This is a genomic window from Desulfobulbaceae bacterium DB1, from assembly GCA_001914235.1.
GTDB lineage: Bacteria > Desulfobacterota > Desulfobulbia > Desulfobulbales > SURF-16 > DB1.
This window is the reverse complement of record MQUF01000006.1, coordinates 376,652-397,490: the sequence shown is the minus strand read 5'-3', so window position 1 is coordinate 397,490 and position 20,839 is coordinate 376,652. Positions and strand designations below refer to the sequence as shown.

General features: G+C 56.3%; 17 protein-coding genes. 2 read left to right on the top strand and 15 right to left on the bottom strand.

Annotation, left to right across the window (positions count from 1 at the left end):
* Positions 1-124: 124 nt before the first annotated feature.
* The 11 genes from BM485_08570 to BM485_08520 form a co-directional block, all read right to left on the bottom strand.
* On the bottom strand, positions 125-1,207 hold the full coding sequence (locus BM485_08570) for an IS91 family transposase (GenBank protein ID OKY75750.1): 1,083 nt from the start codon (positions 1,205-1,207) through the stop codon (positions 125-127).
* Positions 1,207-1,377, bottom strand: coding sequence for a hypothetical protein (locus tag BM485_08565; protein OKY75749.1), 171 nt, complete (start codon positions 1,375-1,377; stop codon positions 1,207-1,209). Before BM485_08565 ends, BM485_08570 begins: the two co-directional genes overlap by 1 nt.
* On the bottom strand, positions 1,358-2,119 hold the full coding sequence (locus tag BM485_08560) for a recombinase (protein OKY75748.1): 762 nt from the start codon (positions 2,117-2,119) through the stop codon (positions 1,358-1,360). The genes BM485_08565 and BM485_08560 overlap by 20 nt, the downstream gene beginning before the upstream one ends.
* Before the next feature lie 90 nt (positions 2,120-2,209).
* Positions 2,210-3,169 carry a hypothetical protein gene (locus BM485_08555; GenBank protein OKY75747.1) on the bottom strand — a complete coding sequence of 320 codons (960 nt, stop codon included), beginning with the start codon at positions 3,167-3,169 and terminating at the stop codon, positions 2,210-2,212.
* A gap of 3 nt (positions 3,170-3,172) precedes the next feature.
* The gene (locus BM485_08550; protein OKY75746.1) at positions 3,173-4,825 is read right to left on the bottom strand and encodes a hypothetical protein; all 1,653 of its coding nucleotides are present in this window, start codon (positions 4,823-4,825) and stop codon (positions 3,173-3,175) included.
* A 225-nt stretch (positions 4,826-5,050) separates the two neighbouring features.
* A complete protein-coding gene (locus tag BM485_08545) occupies positions 5,051-5,914 on the bottom strand; it encodes a hypothetical protein (GenBank protein OKY75745.1) in 864 nt (287 codons plus the stop codon).
* Positions 5,911-6,804, bottom strand: coding sequence for a hypothetical protein (locus tag BM485_08540; protein OKY75799.1), 894 nt, complete (start codon positions 6,802-6,804; stop codon positions 5,911-5,913). The genes BM485_08545 and BM485_08540 overlap by 4 nt, the downstream gene beginning before the upstream one ends.
* A gap of 164 nt (positions 6,805-6,968) precedes the next feature.
* A complete protein-coding gene (locus tag BM485_08535; GenBank protein ID OKY75744.1) occupies positions 6,969-9,722 on the bottom strand; it encodes a hypothetical protein in 2,754 nt (917 codons plus the stop codon).
* Positions 9,723-9,833: 111 nt separating this feature from the next.
* Positions 9,834-10,172 carry a preprotein translocase subunit YajC gene (locus tag BM485_08530; protein OKY75743.1) on the bottom strand — a complete coding sequence of 113 codons (339 nt, stop codon included), beginning with the start codon at positions 10,170-10,172 and terminating at the stop codon, positions 9,834-9,836.
* A 115-nt stretch (positions 10,173-10,287) separates the two neighbouring features.
* Complete coding sequence (locus BM485_08525; GenBank protein OKY75742.1) at positions 10,288-11,412, bottom strand: tRNA guanosine(34) transglycosylase Tgt; 1,125 nt, start codon at positions 11,410-11,412, stop codon at positions 10,288-10,290.
* The gene (locus BM485_08520; protein ID OKY75798.1) at positions 11,409-12,116 is read right to left on the bottom strand and encodes a ribonuclease PH; all 708 of its coding nucleotides are present in this window, start codon (positions 12,114-12,116) and stop codon (positions 11,409-11,411) included. The genes BM485_08525 and BM485_08520 overlap by 4 nt, the downstream gene beginning before the upstream one ends.
* A gap of 170 nt (positions 12,117-12,286) precedes the next feature.
* Between BM485_08520 and BM485_08515 the strand changes: the two genes are divergently transcribed.
* Positions 12,287-15,370 (top strand): radical SAM protein, encoded by a 3,084-nt coding sequence (locus BM485_08515; GenBank protein ID OKY75741.1) that lies wholly within the window; start codon positions 12,287-12,289, stop codon positions 15,368-15,370.
* A 2-nt stretch (positions 15,371-15,372) separates the two neighbouring features.
* Positions 15,373-16,197 carry a DNA-formamidopyrimidine glycosylase gene (locus BM485_08510; protein OKY75740.1) on the top strand — a complete coding sequence of 275 codons (825 nt, stop codon included), beginning with the start codon at positions 15,373-15,375 and terminating at the stop codon, positions 16,195-16,197.
* Between the two features lie 13 nt (positions 16,198-16,210).
* Here BM485_08510 and BM485_08505 read toward each other — a convergent pair whose 3' ends face one another.
* From BM485_08505 to BM485_08490, 4 genes are all read right to left on the bottom strand, one after another.
* The gene (locus BM485_08505) at positions 16,211-17,371 is read right to left on the bottom strand and encodes an 8-amino-7-oxononanoate synthase (protein ID OKY75739.1); all 1,161 of its coding nucleotides are present in this window, start codon (positions 17,369-17,371) and stop codon (positions 16,211-16,213) included.
* 1 nt (position 17,372) lies between these two features.
* Positions 17,373-18,290, bottom strand: coding sequence for a biotin synthase BioB (locus tag BM485_08500; protein OKY75738.1), 918 nt, complete (start codon positions 18,288-18,290; stop codon positions 17,373-17,375).
* A gap of 2 nt (positions 18,291-18,292) precedes the next feature.
* Positions 18,293-19,621 carry a hypothetical protein gene (locus tag BM485_08495; protein OKY75737.1) on the bottom strand — a complete coding sequence of 443 codons (1,329 nt, stop codon included), beginning with the start codon at positions 19,619-19,621 and terminating at the stop codon, positions 18,293-18,295.
* A 154-nt stretch (positions 19,622-19,775) separates the two neighbouring features.
* The gene (locus BM485_08490) at positions 19,776-20,741 is read right to left on the bottom strand and encodes a 2-nitropropane dioxygenase (GenBank protein ID OKY75736.1); all 966 of its coding nucleotides are present in this window, start codon (positions 20,739-20,741) and stop codon (positions 19,776-19,778) included.
* Between the last annotated feature and the right edge of the window lie 98 nt (positions 20,742-20,839).

Sequence of the window (20,839 nt, the reverse complement as noted above, 5' to 3'; positions counted from 1 at the left end):
ATCATGCTGCTTTACGCTGATTTCCGGCGTTTTTCGGGCGCAGGAGTCCCGTCCCGGTGCAATCCGGCTTGTGTCCTCGGCAAGTTCACGGCTTTCGTTTACATACCCGATGCCTCCGGCTCGTCTATTGCCGTAACGGAGCGGCCATGGCCGGTGGCCGGGCGATCATTGTCGCGGCGATCACCATGGCGGCCCCGCAGGCCGGGCAGATGATAGCCGGCCGTTGCTTCAGGTTGCGGACAAGGGCGCGCCATGGCGCGACCCGCAGCACCAGCTGCAGGAAGCGGAGCAGCTTTTTGCTGCATGCATGGAGAAAACCATACGACCTTGCCCGTCGAAACCCTCGGGGCAGCACATGGAGCATAAGCAGGTAGAGGAAGTACTCGCCCTTGACGGTTCGGGTCCGGTCTTCTCCGCTTTTGGCATGGCGATACCGGAAGGTGACCATGCCGTCCCGGCAGTGCAGGATGTCTTTTTCCCGGATAACACCCCGGTACAGATAACGGCCAAGATAGATAAGGGCCTTCTCGCCGTTGCCCGCGTCCTTGCAGTCAACCACCCACTGATCGGGGCAATCATGGGGAACCGGCAGCTTGTTTTCGACCAGGGTCTGGAGCAGCTTCGCCCGAAAGACCTTGGCCATGGCCTTGTGGCTGAAGAGATATTTCCCGGATTTTTCCTTCCACAGCCCGGTTTGCGGGTTGATGCTTGCTCCGGGCATGACAACGTGGATGTGCGGATGATAGTCCAGGGTTCTGGAATGGGTGTGGAGGATGGCGGTGAATCCCGCTGATCCGCCGAGTTTTTTGTCGTTATTGGTGAAGGATTTCAGGAGGTCCTGTACTGCCCTGAACATCAGGGCGTAAACGGTTTTCTGGTGTTTCCACGCCAGATCCCGCATCTGCCCGGGCAGCGTGAAGGTGATCAGGTAGTATTGACACGGCAGTCGTTTGTCAAGCTGGCTTTCCAGCCACTGCCGGCTCTCATGGTTCTGGCAATGGGGGCAGTTTCTGTGGCCGCAGGAATGGGGAATATAGATCCGTTCGCCGCACCGGTGGTCCGAACAACGGGCCAGCATGTGCGGTCCATGCTCGTATCTGCATCGGGCCATGGACTCCAGAGCCTTGATGTGGCCTGACAGGAGATTTTTGTTGTAGGTGCGGAAGAAGCTGTCCCTGAACTTGTTGATGATCGTGGAGAGCAGCATTATTTACGCCCTCCCCATCTGATGTCCAGGGAGTTGACCAGGGAATTGACGGCCAGTCTCGCATTGTTGGCCGTGGTGGAGGTCAGGTGGGTGTATCTGGCGGTGGTCAGGATGCTGACATGGCCAAGGATCTGCTGCAGCTCAAGCAGATCAACCCCGGCCTCCAGCATGTGGGTGGCATAGCTGTGACGCAGGGAGTGGCATGAGATTTTTTTTTATGCCGAGTTGCCGGACAACGGTCTGCATGGTGGTTTGAATGCCGCCCCTGTCCAGGGGCAAATCAACCAGGTGGGCATTTTTCAGACCTCTTTTCCTGCTGGGGAAGAGGAACCGGGGATGCTTGTGCATGGCCCAGAACTCCCGCAGCACCCGCAAGGTCTTGTCTGGCAGCGGCACCAGCCGGTCCTTGTTACCCTTGGCATCACGAATATGGACCCGCATGTTGCCTGCGTCGATGTCGCCGACTGTGAGTCGAATGCCTTCGCCAAGGCGCAGGCCCATGCTGTAGCAGGTAAAAAAGAAGACCTTGTAGCTCAAGGTTTTGGTTGCGGCAAATAGTTGCCCCGTCTGCTCGACGGACAGGATGTCAGGGATTCTGGATGTCTTGGGAGGCTTGATCAGGGGGATATCTTCCCAGGGTTTGTTCAGTACCCCGGAATAGAAGAACTTCAGGCCGTAGAGGTCGAGCTTGACCGCGCTCCAGGAATGCGTGTCCAGGAGTTCCGTGAAATAGTCGAGCAACTGGCCGGAGTTGAGGTTGTCAATCCTGCAATCGAAATAGTTGCCGATACGCCGGATCGCCCTGGCGTAGGCGTCGATGGTCTTGGGCTGCAGACCGCCCAGTTTGAGGCATTTCAGGTGTTTCTGATACTGCTTGTTGAAGAGGGAATCTTGTGGCATGGTGGTGTTCATTGTAACCTCCTTGGTAATAGTTGATGCGGCGGCCTCGCCTTTGCTCCGCCACTCTCTACTTATTACCGTATGCCGTGAGATTACAACATGTTAATGATGGATAAACAAGCTCGCTCGTGACTCGTCTGCCGCGTAGCGGCTTCGTCCAACCAGCTCTTCAAGATGGTTTTGGTAGTTTTCAAGCTCTTCTTCCGCCTTTTCCCGCTCCCCTATTTCCTGACGGAGCCGGGTGTTTGCCGCCTGGAATTGCTGCTGTTTTTCCTCAATGACGCCCAGCATGCTGTTTAATGTGTTCCCAAGATCAGACAGTTCCGAGATGTTGTTTCCGGCGGTAAAGGCTTTGTTGAAACCTTCTTCGGCAATGTCTTTTGCCTGCCGGACAAGGGTGCGAATCGGAGCTGTTACCGACCTGCCTGCCCAATATATCAGTCCGGCCAGAAGACAGGAACAGATAGCGATGAATTTCAACTGACGAGAAAGAAAAGAATGTTCCTTGGCGCGGATTCCCTCTATGGGCAGGCTGTGCTCGACGAACAGGTAGCCGCAAATTTCTCCTTTCTCCAGCAGTGAGTCGCTGTTGTTGTCGTCTCCGATAACGGCCAGGGTAAGATGCCTGTTTTCCTTTACTTCGGAGTTGATCCGTTCTGCGGTGGGAAAGGAGGGGATGGAGATGGGAGAGAGAAAGGGGTTGTCAGGCGGACGCATTTCTCGGGAAACAATAGTGTTGCCGTGCGCATCAAGCAGGGCGATATGGATAAGGGTCGGTTCGAGCTCCTTGCCGCCATGCATGACCCGGCTGAAAAGTTTGACTACTTCCTGGCGGTTGATCTCCGCCTCCGGTTTGAGATCATATTGGATGTTGTCGAAATAAGAGCGGAATATGGGATTGTCCGTCAGCAGCTTTATTTCCCGAATATTGGCGGCAACGGTCTGTTCCGTAACGTCCTTGAGACGATCCGTGAAGATATTCAGGTTGTAGAAAACAATTCCTGAAATGATAACCGCTATCGGCACCAGAGTAACCACATAAAAGCGAGAGGCCAATTTCATTTTTTATTTCTCCAGCCGGTAAGCAGCCTGGGAAAAATCGTACGCGCCATAGACCATCCAGATGAGATCAGGTCTGACGGCGTAATAAGTGTCTTTGACCACCAGCCCGGCAATCGAAAGGCGATCAAGTTCATAGGCGGTGATCTCCTGCCACTTGCGATTGGCCGCGTCTTCACCGTAACTGTGCAGCGCGTCCGCGAACATGATTTTGGTGTTTTGTGCATCCGGATAGTCTTCATCCACCAATGAGACAAAGGATTCCAGGGAAAAGGTATGCAGGTGTGATACATAGTTATGGGGCATACCCCACCCAAAGTCTCCTATCATGAAATCATACTTTTTGAGCAGATGATTGTAAGGGGAGTCGGGCTTGCGGCGTGATTCGAGAATACCGTTGTTGGTGGCCTCGTCGACACGATCAATATTGACCGTTATGCCGATCCGGGCAAGACTGCTTTTGACTATTTTGGCCTCATCAAGGGAGACATCGTCACAGTACATATTAAGGCTGAAAGGTTTCCCGTAACCCGATTCCGTCAAGAGTTTCCTGGCAAGTTCCGGGTTGTAATCGTAATTTCCTAATTCTTCCACCGAACCGGGCAGACCGGGAAAGGCCCATTGATGGTTGACTCGCGCTCGGTCTCGATAGACGATTTTGAGAATCTTTTCATAGTCAATGGCATGCAAAACGGCGCGGCGAACTTTATTGGACCAGATGGGGGTATCCCGTTTATAACCGGTCAGATTAAAGTAGATCCAGCTGATAAGTCCCTGCCCTTTTTTACGAACATCAAAACCCGCTTTTTTGGCGGAGAGAATCTGGCGGATGGGGAGATCGGCAATGGCGTCAAGTTTTCCTGCCAGCAGCTGTTTCAGGCTTTCCTGCTGGTTAAGTCCGAAATGAAAGTCAAGACGATCGATCTTCGGCAGCCTTGCATCCCAGTAGCGCGGGTTTTTTATCATGCGGATCAGGCTGACGTTTCCATGGTTGTCGTACTCAATGCTGTCAACGGCAAAGGGGCCGGTGCCCACCGGATGATGCATGAATGCCTCATCTCCCTGCGCCCGGAGAAGTCCCGGCGGCAGCATGACAAAAAAACGGCTGGAGATGAGGAATATGGAATTGTGTTTCTTGAAATGGATGCGGACCCGGTGGGGATTAAGGATTTCCACCCGTCGGTATTCGGGGATAATCGCCTTGATCCAGTTAAATCCTTCGGTAACCGCAGCCATCCGTTCAAAGGAAAAACGAACGGCTTCGGCATCAAAGGGTTCACCGTTGTGGAAGAAAACGTTTTTGCGCAGGGAAAATTCTATTGTTTGCGGATTGATCCATTGCCACGCGGTGGCAAGCGCTGGAATTAATTCCCCTGTTGCGGCATCTGTTTTCAACAGGCCCTCAAAAAGATTCGGGTTGAGATGAAGCTCCAGATCGCCCTGCACACGATGGGGATCAAGCAGGGGGCCGCCGAGCCGTGATAGGGAAAAACGTACGGGAGGCGTGGGTTTTTCCTGGATTCCGTGGGCGCTCAGGGGGGACAGGAAGATCAGCAACGGCAGGAAATGAGAGAAAAAAAGAAAGAGGACGGAGTTGTAGAGTCGCTTCTTTCTCCCTCGATGGCGGCGAAGCTCGATGTCTGGCAGCAGCTGGGGCATTGGGTTTTCAAATCCTTTTTCTGTCGAGTTGTTTTCAGATTACCAGAAAAAAAATGCCCATGCCAAGGAAATAGAAATGTTCATGAATTGCGGTGGTTGGAATGTTCAGGTGTGCTTGGCTGCCGCAATGCTTTTTGCGGCTGTTTTTCCCCAAGCTCAGGCGCCGGAGTGCCGCTCAGGACATCCAGTTCCTCTTTCTGCAGCCCTTCCGCGGGGGGTTGCTGTTTAGGCGGCGGGGTGAGACGCAGACTGCTTATTTTGCTCATGGTCAATTCCCAGCTTCACGCCTGTTTCCGTCATCAGGGCACCGGTTATCCTCCTTTGGTTGCCGCTTACCGCCTCCAGAAAACCGTTATAGAGTATCCGGTTGATTTCCCTGGGAATGCCGCCGCTGATCCGGTGCACGACGGCAAAAGCATCCCCGGTCAGCAGGTCGGGGGAGGCCCCGCATTTGAGCAGCCGGTATTTGACGAACTGTTCCGTTTCTTCCCGCTTGAGGGGATCAAGCCGGACGGCAAAGGTGATGCGGCCCCGCAGCGAGGCGTAGGAGGGATTCGTCAGCCGGCGTGACAGGCTTTTTTCCGCGACGAGAAGCACGGTCACCAGTTTTTCCTGTTCCGTTTCCAGATTGGACAGGGTGCGCAGGATATGGAGGGCGTCGGCTTTCAGGAAATGGGCCTCGTCAATGACGACAACCAGCCGCTTGCCGTGCTCGTGGAGTGCAAGCGCTGTTTCCTGGAGCTGGGTAAGCCGTTCGTGGGCGCATCTTCCCTGTTTCCGCTCCGGGTCCGCTTCGCAGATAATCCGGCCGAGCAGCATCGCCTTGCCCATGTCCGGGGAGACCGGCACAATCACCGGTTTGAAGCGGGAGGGGTCCAGGTCGCGCACTGCAAGTTGTGACACCAGGGTTTTACCGGTTCCGGAAGCGCCGCTGAGCAGGATGAGGGCGTGGCAGTCCTCGATGCCGATGCGGATTTTGACCAGCGCCTCTTCATGCTGCCTGGTTCGGTAAAAGAGATCGGCATCAAGGGTGTCCTTGAAGGGATTGCGGAAGAAACCGAATTTTTCCGCCCAGCCGGAGGAGCTCATGCCGTTTTCCTCTGCGCTTGCGGGGCCTGTTCCCGGGCCGCGCGGATGAGGTTCAGGTAGCGGCCGAAGGAGGAGCTGCCCTGTCCGTTGGCGCTGCCTCCCTGAAGAAGATTCTGGGCGATGGTTCTGGTGTTTTTGCTCACCCTTGCCTCCGGTCGGTAGACAGAGTGGGGGGTGCGGCGCGCCGCGGCCAGGGAAACGGTGGAGTCTCGCAGGACATAGCCGCCATTGATGACGGTACGGCCGAGAAAATCCCGGGCGCAGGCAACAAAGCGCTGGGCGACGTCCGCCGCCTGCTTGAGATTGCCGGCCATATTGACCACCAGATAAAGCGGGCGTTCGGGCATCTTTTCCTGGTGCAGCACCTTCAACAGTCCGTAGGCGTCGGCAAGGGAGGTGATGTCCGGGGTGATGACAAAGAGAAGTTCATCGGCTGCCATGAGAAAATCCCGCACCGCCCGTCCCATTCCGGCGCCGGTGTCCACGACAATGATGTCGGCCGCTTTTTCAAGCTGCATCAGGGATTCGATAATGCGGGAGCGATCCTGCCGGCTGCTGTCGGCCAGGGCGAGAATGCCGCTGCCGCCGGCAATAATGCCGATGCCTTCAGGCCCGGCTTCGATGACCTCCGCCATCCCCACCTTGCCCCGAACGAGATCCGTCAGGCTGTGACGCGGGGTGATGCCGGCCAGCAGGTGCACATTGGCCAGACCCATGTCGCCGTCAAGCACCACCGTCATTTTGCCCTGCCGTTGAAATTCGATGGCCAGATTGAGGGCAAGGTTGGTTTTCCCTACCCCGCCCTTGCCGGAGGTCACGGCAATGACCCTGGCAAAGCGAACTGCCGGCAAGGGCCGTTCGCTGTTGCCCGACTGGTGGCGGGCGTGGATGGCGGCAAAGGCAGCCTCGCTGGCCGGGGGAAAGAACAGCACTCCTCCCTGCAGAATTTTGGCAGGCAGTTCATCGCCATGCTCGGATTCATAATAACGCAGCAGGCTTTCTTCCAGGCCGGTCCGGCGGACGAGATCGTCTATGGACAACAAGCGGGAGTCCATCACGCCGGTTTTGTCGGAGGGCTTTCCTGGGCCTTTATTGCCCGGGCGATGGTATCCAGCATTTTGTCCAGCATGAAAGGCTTTTTCAGGCAGGCAAATGCTCCTTTTTCCGCCGTTTCCTGGATTTCCGCCATGGAGGCATGGCCGGTTATGATGACCACCGCTATTTCCGGATATTCCTGTTTGATAAATTTCAGCACGGAAAAGCCGTCTTTGCGCGGCATGCGGAGATCAAGCAGGACGGCATGATATTTGTCGTTTCGCAGTTTTTCCACCCCTTCCACCCCGTCATAGGCGCCTTCGGCGCTGTAGCCTGCGGCCTGCAGGGTTTCGCGAACAACGGAGTTCAGCGATTCTTCGTCGTCCACCACGAGAATCCTGTATTTGTTTTCTTCTTCGCTGTTTTCTTCCTTTTTTCTGGTTTTCAGGATTTTTTTCATCTGGCGGAGTCGGTCACTTTTGTCCAAAGGAAGTCGCACCAGAAAGGTCGTGCCCCGCCCTTCAACGCTTTCCACCCGAAGGGTCCCTTTATTGTGTTCCATGATGGTATGGCACACGGCAAGGCCGAGTCCGGTCCCCTCACCTTCCAGTTTGGTGGTGAAAAAAGGATCAAAAACTTTGCCCAGATCTTTCCGGGCAATGCCGTGGCCGGTGTCGCGAACAGACACATCGATGAAGTCCTGGTCGCCGGCGGCCTGGATGGTCAGGGTGCCGCCGTCGGGCATGGCCTGGCAGCTGTTGATGAAAAGATTGAGGAAAACCTGCTCGATCTGCTGCGGATCGACGAGAACCGCGGCAAGTTTGGCGGGCAGCTGGTTGTCAATGGTGATATTGGCAAGGGATTCTCGCGATTCCATCATGCTCAGGGCTTTTTTAATGACATCGACAACATTGATCGGGTCGAATTTCGGCTCAGTGGGCTTGGCAAAACTCATGAGATTGGTAACAACGCTTGCGATGCGCTCCACCTGACCTGAAATTATGTCCAGTCGCTTGGCCGGCTCGGGTTTGTCCGCCATTGACTGTTTCAGCATTCGTTTCAGTAACTGGAGATTCAGCGAAATAACCGTGAGAGGATTGTTGATCTCGTGGGCGGTGCCATAGGCAAGATGGCCCACCGTGGCCAGGCGGTGTGAATGAAAAAGCTGCTGCTGTTTCTGTTCCATTTTGCGGGACGTCTCAGCAAGTTTCCTGGCCTGACGGTTGACGGCCTGCTGGAGGAGAAGACGTTCGATGGCGGTGCCGGCGGCAGCGGCAAAGGCCTCGAAATTCTGCTGCAGTTCGCCGACGCCGTTGCGGATGAAATCCGGACCGCTGCTGAAATCGACCAGCAGCTGGCCGAGCAGCGGCTCCTTGCGCCATCTGGAATTCTTATCCGCCACAAAAAAGGTGGCGAGAAATTTCGATCCGGACATGATGCTGAACATGCGGGACTCGTCGATTCTGCCGTGCACCAGATCATGGGTTGCCTGCTCAAGCCGGTTGGCCGCCTCGATCTCGATGTCGCTTGTCGCATATTTTTTACGCTTGGTCATGTCGGCAAGGGTGGTGGGCAGCTCGATATCGTGAAAGGCATGGGATTCAGCCAGGGAGCCGACAAAGCGATGGGCCTTGGGATCGCGGATCAGGCAAAGACTGCGCTCCACCTCAAAGGCCCGGCAAACGGAATCACAAATGATTTCCGCCGCTTCTTTCAGGGAGAGTTCGGTGTGCAGCCGTTTGTGCATTTCGCAGGTGGCGGCGAGCACCTGGTTGGTGGCAGATAAAACCTGGTTGTTTTCGTCGAGCTGCAGACTCATGCGGCCGAGGCTGGCATTGGCTGAGCGCAGCAGTTGCTGGTATTTTTCTTTGTCCCAGAACCCGAGAATTTTACACACCTCTTCCACCCGGTGATGCACATTCTCCATGATTTCATTGAGATCCCGGGAGGTCAGATGGTGGAGGCGGGCCAGATTTTCCAGGGCGAAATGGAAGTTTTCGTGGCAGACCGGCTGAGAGGTCAGGAAATAGCTGGAACCGACGTTGTGGGTGACGCAGAGGACATCGGCAAAGCGGATGAGCTGGGGCAGGTTATCGTTTTCCGGGGCAATGGTTTCGATAACCGGTTGATGATGCAGCCACATGGAGCGGGTCAGCATGTCCGGGAACCCGTAGCGTTCGCCGATAATCTTGCCGGCATCGACATGATTGAAGCCGGCGATGGCTTGCTCGACATCAAGCGGCAGCAGCTCATTGTCCATGGTGAAGGACGGGTGCTCAATTTCCCGGCATATGCGGGCAAAGCTGTCCGGGAACTGTTGATAGCAGACCAGCTTCCCCAGGTCGTGGATCAGGCCGCAGAGGTAGGCTTCGTCCGGAGAGGGAAAGTCGAGATGATGGGCCAGGGTTTCGGCGGTGGCTGCCACACCGATGGAGTGCAGCCAGAAACGGACAAGTTTATCCTGTTCTTTTGCCGTGGCAGCGGAAAAGCTGTCAAAAATCGATACGGACAGGATAATACTGCGCACCGCATTGAAGCCCGCCGCCGAGATGGCCTGGGGAATGGTGGTAATTTCCCGCCGGGCTCCCACGTGGGCGGAATTGGCATAACGCAGGATCTTGCCGGTAAGCACCTGGTCGTTTTTCAGCAATTCCGCCAGGGAGTCAAATGTAGAACTCTGGCCTTCCATGAGGCGGATCGCTTCCATGGCCACGGAAGGCAGGGTGGGAAGACTGTCGAGGTTGAAAGCGCGTTCCAAAAGGTTTTCCGGCATAATGGACTGGTCAGCTTATCTCAAGAAAAATAAATCAGATGACGATGCCGTCTTCCCTGTCGGCATCGTCAAATTAGTGCTCCACCGACGGTGAAACTATCGCCCGATGCTTCATCCGCCGGCGCATGACTGGTCCTGTTTGCCGCCGGCCGCACCGGCTGCACCGAGGATATACTGGCGGGAAACCTTTACCCGGATATTGTCGGCGATTTCCAGGGTGACCACCGTATCGGTCAGGCCGGTGATCTTGCCGTGCAGGCCGCCGCCGGTGACGACTTCATCGCCTTTTTTCAGGTTGGCGAGAAATTCCTGCTGGGCTTTTGCCTTTTTCTGCTGGGGGCGGATGAGCAGGAAATAAAAGACGACAAAGATGAGGATCATCGGCAGAAAGCCCGTCAGGGCGCTTCCGGCCGGAGGTGCCGCATCGGCAGCATAGGCGAGTGAGGTCATGTGTTACTCCTTCGTTTTTATTATGAAAGCCCGTCCTGGTCCGGAAATTGCCGATGCCGGAGGAGCGGAGTTTCATGGTTCGTTGCAGCCGGCCGGGGTGGGCCGGCTTTGCTGGTTAGGTGAGGGGAAGCGGCTGCTCCCTCCTTTCATAGAACTCTTTTCTGAAAATTTCAAAACGATCATCGCGGATCGCCTTGCGCATATCGGCCATGAGATTGACATAATAATGCAGATTATGGATGGTGTTCAGCAGCGAGGCCGTTATTTCCCGTGCCATGTACAGATGGCGCAGATAGGCGCGGGAATAGTTCCGGCAGGTGTAACAGTCGCAATTTTCATCCACGGGTTTCGGGTCATTATAATAACATGAATTTTTTATAACAAGCTTGCCATGAGATGTAAAGAGCATTCCGTTTCGGGCGTTGCGGGTGGGCATGACGCAGTCAAACATGTCGATGCCCCGATAGACGCATTCCACCAGATCCTCCGGGGTGCCTACTCCCATTACGTATTTTGCCTGATCGTCCGGCAGCAGCGCGGCGGTCTGCCCGGTCATGTCGTACATCACTTCCCGTGGCTCGCCGACACTGAGGCCGCCCAGGGCATAGCCGTCAAAGCCGATGGCGACGATTTCATCCACCGCCCGGGCCCGCAGGTCCGGATACATGCCGCCTTGGATAATGCCGAAAAGAAGCCGGTCCGGTTGTTTCTGCGCCTGCCGGCATCTTTTCGCCCAGCGGCCGGTCAGTTCCGTCGCGGCCTGGGCCTCCTCGCGGGTGGCGGGGTAGGGAATGCAGGTGTCAAGGCACATCATGATGTCCGAACCCAGGGTTTCCTGGACCTCCACCGCTCCTTCCGGGCTGAGAAAATGGGTGGTGCCGTCCAGGTGGGATTTGAAGGTTGCCCCGTCCTCGGTGATGCGGGCCAGTTCCTTCAGGCTGTATATCTGAAAGCCGCCGCTGTCGGTGAGGATCGGTTTGTTCCAGTGCATGAAGGAGTGAAGGCCGCCGAGCCGGCCGATCAGCTCATGGCCGGGCCGGATCAGCAGATGGTAGGTGTTGGCCAGGATGATTTGGGCGCCGATCTCGTGCAGATTTTCCGGGGTCATGCCTTTGACGGTGGCCTGGGTGCCCACCGGCATGAAAACCGGGGTCCTGATAATGCCGTGCGCAGTGCGGAGCTCACCGCAGCGGGCCGGACATTGCGAAGATTGTTCCTTGCGGGTGAATGGTGCGTTCATTGGTGCGCCTGCCACAGTCCGAGCAGTTCCTTGATGCCTTTTTCCGCAAGGTCGGCCAGTCGGTTGAAATCCTCCCGGCTGAAAGCTTTGCCTTCGGCGGTACTCTGGGCCTCGACCCAGCGGCCGTCGCCGGTCATGATGAAATTGGCGTCTGCTTCAGCCCGGGAATCCTCGTGATAATTGAGATCAAGGAGCGGCATTCCGGCGACGATTCCGGCGCTGACCGCGGCCATGGGCAGGATGTCGGGCATTTCTTCCAGTTCCCCGCTTTCCTGCAGCTTGATGATCGCATCCCGCACCACCAGGGATGCCCCGGTGATGGATGCGGTTCTGGTGCCGCCGTCGGCATTGATGACGTCGCAATCCACCCGGATGGTTCGTTCCCCTATTTTGCTCAGGTCAAGCATCATGCGCAGGGAGCGGCCGATGAGGCGCTGGATTTCATGGGTCCTGCCGGATCGTCCCTTGGCTGCCTCGCGCATCATGCGGGTGTTGGTGGAGCAGGGCAGCATGCCGTATTCCGCGGTGATCCAGCCGGTGCCCTTGTCCTTTAAAAAGGGAGGGACGGAATTTTCAATGGTGGCGGCGCAGATCACGTGGGTATTGCCGATTTTAATGAGAAGCGATGCATCCGCCTGGGGCTGGATGTTTCTTTCAATGGAAAACGAGCGGAGCTGGTCCGGGGCACGGTTGTCTATGCGCATTTTTCTTGTTTTTAATTTGTCCTGGTTACAATCAGGAATCGATCCTGATTGCATAAAACGTGATTTATGATAGGGTGCGGCTATTCTATTGAAAGGGAGATTGAAAAATTCCGTTTCCCGCAAGCCGCCAAAAATTTTTGCCAATGTAACCCAAATTGAAAATGAATACGATGAAATCATTCAAATACTGGAAAAGGTATGAGCGTGACGGGCTGGCGATCTTTGTCGACCCCCTGAAACCCGACTGGTTTGTCGCGGGCCGGAAGGCCGACGCGCTGCTTTCCGGCGTGACCGACGAAACGGACCGCAACCGGGATGAACTCACGCGCTCACGGCTTATTTCCTTTGCCGACCGACCCGCAGCCGATGCATACAGGGGGCGGGAGGACGGCCTGAAACTCTCCGCCTTGAAGGAGTGCTGGTTTCACCTCACCAACTCCTGCAACCTGGCCTGCAGCCATTGCCTTTTCAGCGCCTCGCCGGCTGCGCGTCAATCACTTGACTCCGCTGATCTCGCCCGCGGCATCACGGAAGCGCGCGCCCTGGGCTGCACCATTTTCTATTTCACCGGCGGCGAGCCCTTTGTCTATCCGCAATTTGCCTCCATTCTCGCTTCGCTGCTGGAGGATCGGGAGGTGCATGCCGTGGTGTTGACCAACGGTCTGCTCCTGCATGAGCAGGGAGATCTGTTCGACCGCCTTCCCTTGGCAAGGCTGCACTTGCAGATCAGTCTGGACGGCCTGGAAAATAGCCACGATGCCTTGCGCGGCAAGGGCACGTTTGCCCGGCTTTGTTCAACTCTCGCCTTGCTTCGTTGCAAGGAAATATATCCCACCTTGTCGGTTGCGGTCAATCGGGGCAATGTCGGCGATCTTTCCGCCATCATCACTTTTGCGCGCGACACGGGCATTCGCAATATGCACCTGCTTTGGCATTTTGTCCGGGGCAAGGGGAGCCGCGACCAGTTTGTTTCCGCCGGGGAGATCTGGGGCCATCTGCGCCCGGCGTTGGAGCTCGCCGAACGAATCGGCATGACAGTGGATAATGTCGAGGCCCTCAAGAGTCAGGTTTTCGCTTCGCCGGGAACCCGCCATGATCTGAGCAACAGCGGCTGGGAGTCCATTGCCGTGGGGCCTGACGGAGCTATTTATCCCTCTCCCGCCCTGGTCGGGCTTGAGGAGTTGCGCTGCGGGTTTCTCGGCCAAGGGCTTGCTAAGGTGTGGCGGGAAAGTCCTGTTCTCAAAAAGCTGCGGCAGGCCACCCTGGCAGGCAGCGCCTATGAGGAAAATCCCCTTGCATTTTTGGTGGGCGGCGGGGATATTGATCACAGCTACCTGAGCGGCGTGGCTTTCACCGGCCATGATCCCTATGTGGAATTATACAACGAAATGGTCCTCTGGCTCATAGCCCGCCAGGCCCGGCGGTATCCGACGGGGCCGGAGGGAGAGATTCTGCTGAAAATGGGTGATGTCCGTTATGATTGCCCTGACCGGGGCAGCGAGGTGTCGCTCACTCATTGCAATTGTGTCGTTTCCCTGGGTGATGACCGGGGGCATGCCGCGGTGCGGGAGTTCTACGGACGGGCCGCAACCGAAGCCAATGATGATATCGTCAATCCCTTTGCCGCGCAACAGGCGGAGGCGGATTTTATTCCGGCGGTTTCCCGGCAGCGATCTTACGGCTGCGGCAGTCCTGTCCGCGATGCGCTGCTCAAGAAAGGGGACATTGTGGTTGATCTCGGCAGCGGCAGCGGCGTCGAGTGCTTTCAGGCGGCTGAAATGGTGGGAGAAAGCGGCCGGGTGTACGGCATCGACATGACCGATGCAATGCTCGCCCTTGCCCGGGATTCGCAAAAACAGGTGGCCGGCAGTCTTGGCTATGACAATATCGAATTTAAAAAGGGCTTTCTTGAGGCAATCCCCCTTGAAGATGGGATAGCCGATGCGGTTATTTCGAATTGCGTTATCAATTTAAGTCCGGATAAGCGGCAGACGCTGCATGAGGCCTTCCGCATTCTGCGGCCAGGCGGGCGTCTGGTGGTTTCCGATATTGTCACCGATGAACAGATTCCGGTGCGGATTAAAAATGATGACAAGCTGCGGGGCGAATGTCTGGGGGGGGCCATGCAGCAGGAAGATCTGATGGCCATGCTGCGCGCCGCCGGATTTACCGCAATCAGGCTGATCAAACGCTTTCCCTATCGGGTGATCGATGACACCCGTTTTTACTCTCTGACTTTTATCGCATACAAACCGGCGATGGTCGCGGAGGTTGACGTCATTTATCGCGGCCCCTTTGGCGCGGTCTATACGGAGAGCGGGGCCTTGCTGCTCAAGGGTAAGAAATGCCGGGTTGCCTTAGGCGACGTCTTTGCCCTGGATGACTCGGTTTTTATTGTCGATGAGCAGGGTGCGGTTGTCAACATCCGTCAGTCGGGGGGGTGCTGCGATCTGCCGCCGGAAAGTTCCGCGGCGGCTGCCGGCTCATGTTGCCTTCCGACAACCATCGACACGCCAAGGCAGCACAGCGACTGCATGGTCTGCGGCAGCGAGTTGCGCTATTTCACCAGGGAGCGGACCGCCACCTGTCATTATTGCGGTGAACAGAAGGAGGCCAATGCCACCTGTTTCAACGGTCATTTCGTTTGCGACGGTTGCCATCAGGACAAGGGCCTTGCGGTGATCACGAAGATATGCACCGAATCGGCGGTGGAAGACATGATCATCCTGCTGAAGAAAATCAGAGCGCAGTCGGCCATCTCCATGCATGGACCGGAGCATCATGCCATGGTTCCCGGCATTATCCTTTCCGCCTATCGGGCGCGGGGAGGAAAGGTGGGGAAAAATGAAATTCGTACCGCCATAGAGCGGGGGAGCAGGGTGCCGGGCGGGGTTTGCGGTTTCTGGGGCGGGTGCGGCGCGGCGATCGGCGTCGGCATTGCCTTTTCCGTCATCCTGGAGGCCACCCCCCTGACCCCGGCAAAACGGCAAAAGGCCCAGCAGGCGACAGCGAAGATCCTGGAAAAAATTGCGGCATTTCGGGCTGGACGCTGTTGTCAGCGGGAAAGCGTCATTGCCCTGACCGAGGCGGCGCGTCTGTCCGAAGATGTTTTGCCGGTATCGCTTTTGGCCGCGGATACGGTGCAGTGCCGTCAGTATGCAATGAATCGTGAGTGTGTCCGCAAGGCATGTCTGCTTTGGGAAAGCCGGGATACAAGCGCGGAGGCGGGGCCGTTTTTTGCCCTGGTGGGCTGATTATGCCGGAACTGCCCGAAGTCGAGGTCATTCGTCAGGGGCTGCTGCCCCATGTGATCGGTCGTACCGTGCTTTCCATTGCCTGTTCGGACAAAAAGCTGCGGCTGCCCCTGCCCACATCATTATTGCAGCAGTGGGTCCAGGGCGCCGCAATCAACGGTATCGCTCGGCGCGGAAAATATCTGCTGTTTTCCTTTGACAACCGGGCGGCAATGATCGTTCATCTGGGCATGAGCGGCAAACTGGGGATTTTCCCGGCAACGCTCCCCGGCGCCCTGCACGACCACGTTGTTTTCTGTTTTGCCGGCAACATGCAGATGCGCTACAATGATACCCGGCGTTTCGGCTGCATCCAGGTGCTGCCGCCCGGTCGCCTCGAAACATCGGACCCTTTTGCCGCCCTCGGGCGCGAACCGCTCAACGATGATTTCGACGGCGCCTATCTCAAGGAGAAGGCGGCAAAGCGTCTGCAGCCGGTGAAGAATTTTCTCATGGACAGCCGCATGGTTGCCGGCATCGGCAATATTTACGCCAATGAAATACTTTTTTATTGCGGGATTCATCCGACAACACCGGTGGGCTCCATCAGCCGCAAAACGTGGGATGCAATCGCCGAGGCAAGCCGGGCGGTGCTGACCCGCGCCATTGCCCGCGGCGGCAGCACCATCAGTGATTTTGTCAACAGTTCAGGGCAGCAGGGCTATTTCCAGCTGGAGTTGATGGTTTACGGGCGTGACGGGGAAAGGTGCAAGCGCTGTGCGGCGCTCATCGGCCGGCAGGTGATCGGCGGCAGAAGTACTTTTTTCTGCCCCGTCTGCCAGAAATAGTGTGGTAACCGGTTCAGCTGCCGGAAAGGATGTCCGCCAGCAGCGCTGCCGTGTGCTCCAGGGCATCATCCTGCAGGTGAAGGGTGATGGAAAAACGGAGCCGGGATGTTCCTTCCGGGACGGTGGGCGGTCGCACGGCAGTGGCGAAGACCCCTTTGTCGCGCAGTGTTGTCGCGATGTGCATCGCTTTGCCGCTGTCGCCGATCAGCACAGGCATGATCTGGGATGCGCCGATATTTTCAATGTTGTGCCGCCGGAGTGCCTGCCGGAATTTTTCAACCTTGGCAAAGAGGCGGCGGCGCAGCTCCGGCTGCTCCCGGACAATGCGCACGGCGGCAAGGGAAGCGCCGATCACCGCCGGGGGGAGGCCGGTGGAATAGATGAAACTGCGAGCCCGGTTGACGAGAAAATCTTTCATCTCCCCGGAGGTTGCCGCATAGGCCCCGTAGCTGCCCAAGGCTTTGCCGAAGGTGCCCATGGCCACGTCCACTTCCGCGGCCAGGCCCTCTTCCTGAATGATTCCCCCGCCGTTTGCCCCATAGATCCCGGTGGCATGGGCCTCATCGATCATAAGCAGGCACTGGTGCCTGTTTTTCAGTGCAACCAGATCCCTCAAGGGACAACAATCGCCGTCCATGGAATAAAGAGATTCGGCGACAATTAATGCCTCGCCCGTGCCCCGGTGGTGACGGAGGAGGTCTGCCAGGTGGTCCATGTCATTGTGGTGAAAGCGGACGAGCTTTGCCCGGGAAAGACGGCAGCCGTCGTAGATGCTGGCATGGTTGAGCCGGTCGGAGAAAATGACGTCGTTGCGGCCGACAAGGGCCGGGATGATGCCGCAATTGGCCAGATAGCCGCTGCCGAAGAGCAGAGCGGCTTCGCGGCCCTTTAATAATGCCACTTCTTCTTCCAGTTGATGGTGCATGACGAGATCGCCGCTCATCAGACGGGAAGCGCCGGTGCCGCAACCTCCTTGTTCAAGAAAATTCCGACTTGTGGCGAGAACAAGCGGATGGCAGGAAAGGGCGAGATAATCGTTTGACGAGAAATCAAGCACGGGCTGATTCCCTTGACCGGCAAGAGAAACACTGCCGTCCGCTGCCCGCAGCACAGGGGTCAGCCGGCGAAGTTGCCCTTTTTCTCGCCGGTCACCCAGCCAGGCTTTTCTGTTCATATCACCCCCATAAGCGGCGGACGGCGTCAATGAAGAGACGGTCTGTTTCCGGACTGCGTCCCCGCTGGGTGAGATAGCCGCCCACCATCATGCCGTCCGCCCCTGCCATAAAGGCGGTGCCGAGGAAGTCCCCCAAGGCCGACTCCCTTCCCGCAGCCAGCCTCAGGGGTATGTTCGGTAATATCAGGCGGAACAGGGCGATTGCCCGCAGAATTTCATTGATTGACAGGGGGGCAATTTTCTCCATGGGGGTGCCTGGCAGGGGCAGGAGGATATTGAGGGGCACCGAATCGACTCCCAGTTCGGCAAGGGTCCGGGCCATGGAAAGCCGGTCGTCCTCGTTTTCTCCCAGCCCGATAATGCCGCCGGCGCACACCTCGAGACCGGATTCCTGCGCCGCTTTGATGGTATCGACCCGCTGTGCGAAGCTGTGGGTGGTCACCACCCGGGGGAAAAATTCCTTTGATGTTTCCAGGTTGTGATGGTAGCGGGAAAGTCCTGCTGCTTTCAGGTGAAGAAAATCTTCACGGGTGGCCAAGCCGAGAGAGGCGCAGACCGAAATATCGACCTGATCCCGAATTGCTTTGATAATTTCACAGATGCGGGGCAGAAGGGCGGCGGTGACTTCTTTGCCGCTGGTGACGATGGAAAAATGAGTTGCCCCGTCTTCTTTGGCCTGACAGGCGGCTGCAACAATTTCTTCCGCCGGTTTCAGTGGGTAAACCGGGGTCTTTGTCCGGTAATGGGCTGATTGGGTGCAGAAACGACAATCTTCGCTGCAATTGCCGGATTTGGCGTTGATTATGGAGCAAAGAGATATCTTCCCGCCGCGCTGCGCCAGTTTGACATCCAGGGCGCGCTGCATCAGTTCCCGGCAGGAAAGGGTGCGAAGCTGCGCTATGGCGGTTCCGGAGAGCACGGTTACCGTTTCCTTAACCCGAAAACCCCGCCCTTGGCACTTTTTCCGGCAAAAGCCGGACCTCGGCTCTTTTGCCGCGGGGGTCTTCTGGAGCGCCGCTCTTTTTTCTGCGGGATTGGAATATGAAGATCAACAGCGGGTTCTCCGCCGCATGCCTCCTGGTACAGCAGATAAAATTGCAGGTTTTCCTTGAAGTAACTTTTCCTTTTGAGATACGCAGGCCATTTTCCCCCCTCGTTGCCGGCGGCAAAAAGGTTGAGCCGGGCCAGCAGCGCGGCGATCTGCTCCTTGAGCGCACGTTTTATGTTGAGGTGGTCCAGATGCTTTTCCAGCTCGTCCCGGATTTTTCGGGACAAGGAATAGATCTCGCCGTTTTTGAGCTTTTCAGTCATTTCGGGAAAGCATTTTTGTGCCCAGGGGATCAGAAAAAGTCCGAGCAGCAGTCCTTCCGGCAATGGCTGGTCAGTGGCGTGCACACGGTCAATAACGGAAAATAAGCGGCAAAGGAGCTGGAATTTGTCTGATCCCTTTTCGGTGATGACCTCTTCGTAAAAAGGGAAAAGGACGTAAAATAGGCCGCAGTCGACCATGTATTGCAGCCAAGCGCTGCTTGAGCCGCCGCGCAGATCCTTTAACAGTTCGTCTCGAATACGGGAAACCGGACAGAGGAGGAGCTTTTCCTTATGGCGGATGATGGCCTGCCATGTGGCTTGTTCAATGCGAAAGCCGCTGCGGGCGGCATGGCGAACAGCGCGCAGCATCCGGGCCGGGTCCCGGATGATTCTTCTGTCCGGGTCTCCGACAAAGCGAATGATGCTGCCGTCCAGATCCGCCACCCCGCCGGTATAGTCAATGATTGTTTCGTTGTTGATGTCGTAGAAAAGTGAGTTGATCGTCAGATCACGGCGGAAAGCGTCATCCGCTTCGTTGCCGTAAGTGTTGTTGGCCGGCAGGACATCAATTCCGCCTTCGATGTCGTATTCGCTGCGGCATCGGAAAGTCGACACTTCCATGATTTTGTTGCCGGGGAAAAACACCTGGACCAGTCGAAAACGCCTGCCGATGGTCCGGCTGTTGCGGAAGAGTTGCCGTATCTGTCCCGGACGCGCGTCGGTGCTGATGTCGTAATCTTTCGGGGTCTTGCCGAGATAAAGATCCCGGACCCCGCCGCCGACAAGATAGGCGATATGCCCGGCTTCGTGCAGCCGATTGAGTACCTTCAGGGCGTCGCGGTCTATATCCCGGCTGGAAAGGGAGTGCTCATCTTTTTCCACAACAAGTGGGGCGGGTTCCCCTTCAGGGGCAATCGTTTTCAGTGCGCTTTGCGTCATGTCTTATTGGATGAATGGATGGCGGATAGGAAAAACGGGTGTGAAGTTTCTCACGAAGAGTCTTTCTGTTTTGCGCGGGAAAGAGTCCTTCCCTGGACAACCGGCGGACAATGATATGTTCCACCCTTTTGGTCGACATAATATTTCATGGACTTCAGGGTTCTTTATATACGGATTCAGCCTGGGAAACAAACTGATCAAAAACTTCTTTCACCGTCAATATGTCTTTCATTTTGTAGACATTTTCGCCGGTGAAAAAAAGCCCTTCATTATAATCACCATCATGGGCTTTCATGAGTCGTTCGCTGATGCAGTAATGATGGTCACATTTTTTCAGGCATTTGTAGAGGCATTCCTTGACCTTCGGCGTTTCTCCCTGGGCCAGTTTCCGAACAAAAGGCGTGTTGATCGCCCTGCCCGGCAACCCCACCGGTGACGAGGTAAGGACAACATCTTCCTTTTTTGCATTCAGCAGGGTTTGTTTAAATGCGTCGGATACGGAGCATTCCTTGGTAAGGATAAATCGTGTGGCGATTTGCACGGCATCGGCACCGTATTTGTCCATCATTTCGCCCATTTCATAGCCGTTGGTAATGCCGCCGGCGGCAATGAGCGGCACCTTTTTCACCACCTTGCGTATTTCCGGAAAAAGGTCTCGTAATGCCACGTCGGTGCCGAGATGGCCGCCGGCCTCCTTGGCTTCCACGACGATGGCCGCTGCGCCCATTTTCTCCGCCAGTTTGGCAAAAGCCGGCGATGAAACGATACTGACAATGGGTGTATTGGTATCATGGCCGATTTTGAAAATGTCCCGGGAAAATCCCGCGCCGGTGATAATCATGTCAACACCCGCTTCAATGGATCCCATCACCAGGTTGTAGAAGTTTTTCATGGCAAACATGATATTGACGGCAATAATACCCTTTGTCATGCTTTTGGCTTTGCGGATATCCGCCTGAAGCTCTTCAACCGGGAGAGCGGAGCCGCCGATTGTGCCGATTCCGCCGCATTCTGCGACGGGAACCGCAAGGGCTGATGTTGAGACGCGGATTGACATTCCTCCCTGGATGAGAGGCACTGGAGCTGTAAATTGACCTATGGTCAGCGGTGGAAGTTTCATTTCGTAAAATTAAAAACCGTGTTATATGCTCAAGAAGACAATGAATAGTTTGATGGTGACGCGCAAAGCCGTTTCCGCTTTACGGGCACGAACTCTGC

Bases quoted from the DNA above. Each gene is read 5' to 3' on its own strand.
- BM485_08570 (OKY75750.1), bottom strand. From the start codon at position 1,207: ATGCTGCTCTCCACGATCATCAACAAGTTCAGGGACAGCTTCTTCCGC.
- BM485_08565 (OKY75749.1), bottom strand. From the start codon at position 1,377: ATGCTGGAGGCCGGGGTTGATCTGCTTGAGCTGCAGCAGATCCTTGGC.
- BM485_08560 (OKY75748.1), bottom strand. From the start codon at position 2,119: ATGAACACCACCATGCCACAAGATTCCCTCTTCAACAAGCAGTATCAG.
- BM485_08555 (OKY75747.1), bottom strand. From the start codon at position 3,169: ATGAAATTGGCCTCTCGCTTTTATGTGGTTACTCTGGTGCCGATAGCG.
- BM485_08550 (OKY75746.1), bottom strand. From the start codon at position 4,825: ATGCCCCAGCTGCTGCCAGACATCGAGCTTCGCCGCCATCGAGGGAGA.
- BM485_08545 (OKY75745.1), bottom strand. From the start codon at position 5,914: ATGAGCTCCTCCGGCTGGGCGGAAAAATTCGGTTTCTTCCGCAATCCC.
- BM485_08535 (OKY75744.1), bottom strand. From the start codon at position 9,722: ATGCCGGAAAACCTTTTGGAACGCGCTTTCAACCTCGACAGTCTTCCC.
- BM485_08530 (OKY75743.1), bottom strand. From the start codon at position 10,172: ATGACCTCACTCGCCTATGCTGCCGATGCGGCACCTCCGGCCGGAAGC.
- BM485_08525 (OKY75742.1), bottom strand. From the start codon at position 11,412: ATGAACGCACCATTCACCCGCAAGGAACAATCTTCGCAATGTCCGGCC.
- BM485_08520 (OKY75798.1), bottom strand. From the start codon at position 12,116: ATGCGCATAGACAACCGTGCCCCGGACCAGCTCCGCTCGTTTTCCATT.
- BM485_08515 (OKY75741.1), top strand. From the start codon at position 12,287: ATGAAATCATTCAAATACTGGAAAAGGTATGAGCGTGACGGGCTGGCG.
- BM485_08510 (OKY75740.1), top strand. From the start codon at position 15,373: ATGCCGGAACTGCCCGAAGTCGAGGTCATTCGTCAGGGGCTGCTGCCC.
- BM485_08505 (OKY75739.1), bottom strand. From the start codon at position 17,371: ATGAACAGAAAAGCCTGGCTGGGTGACCGGCGAGAAAAAGGGCAACTT.
- BM485_08495 (OKY75737.1), bottom strand. From the start codon at position 19,621: ATGACGCAAAGCGCACTGAAAACGATTGCCCCTGAAGGGGAACCCGCC.
- BM485_08490 (OKY75736.1), bottom strand. From the start codon at position 20,741: ATGAAACTTCCACCGCTGACCATAGGTCAATTTACAGCTCCAGTGCCT.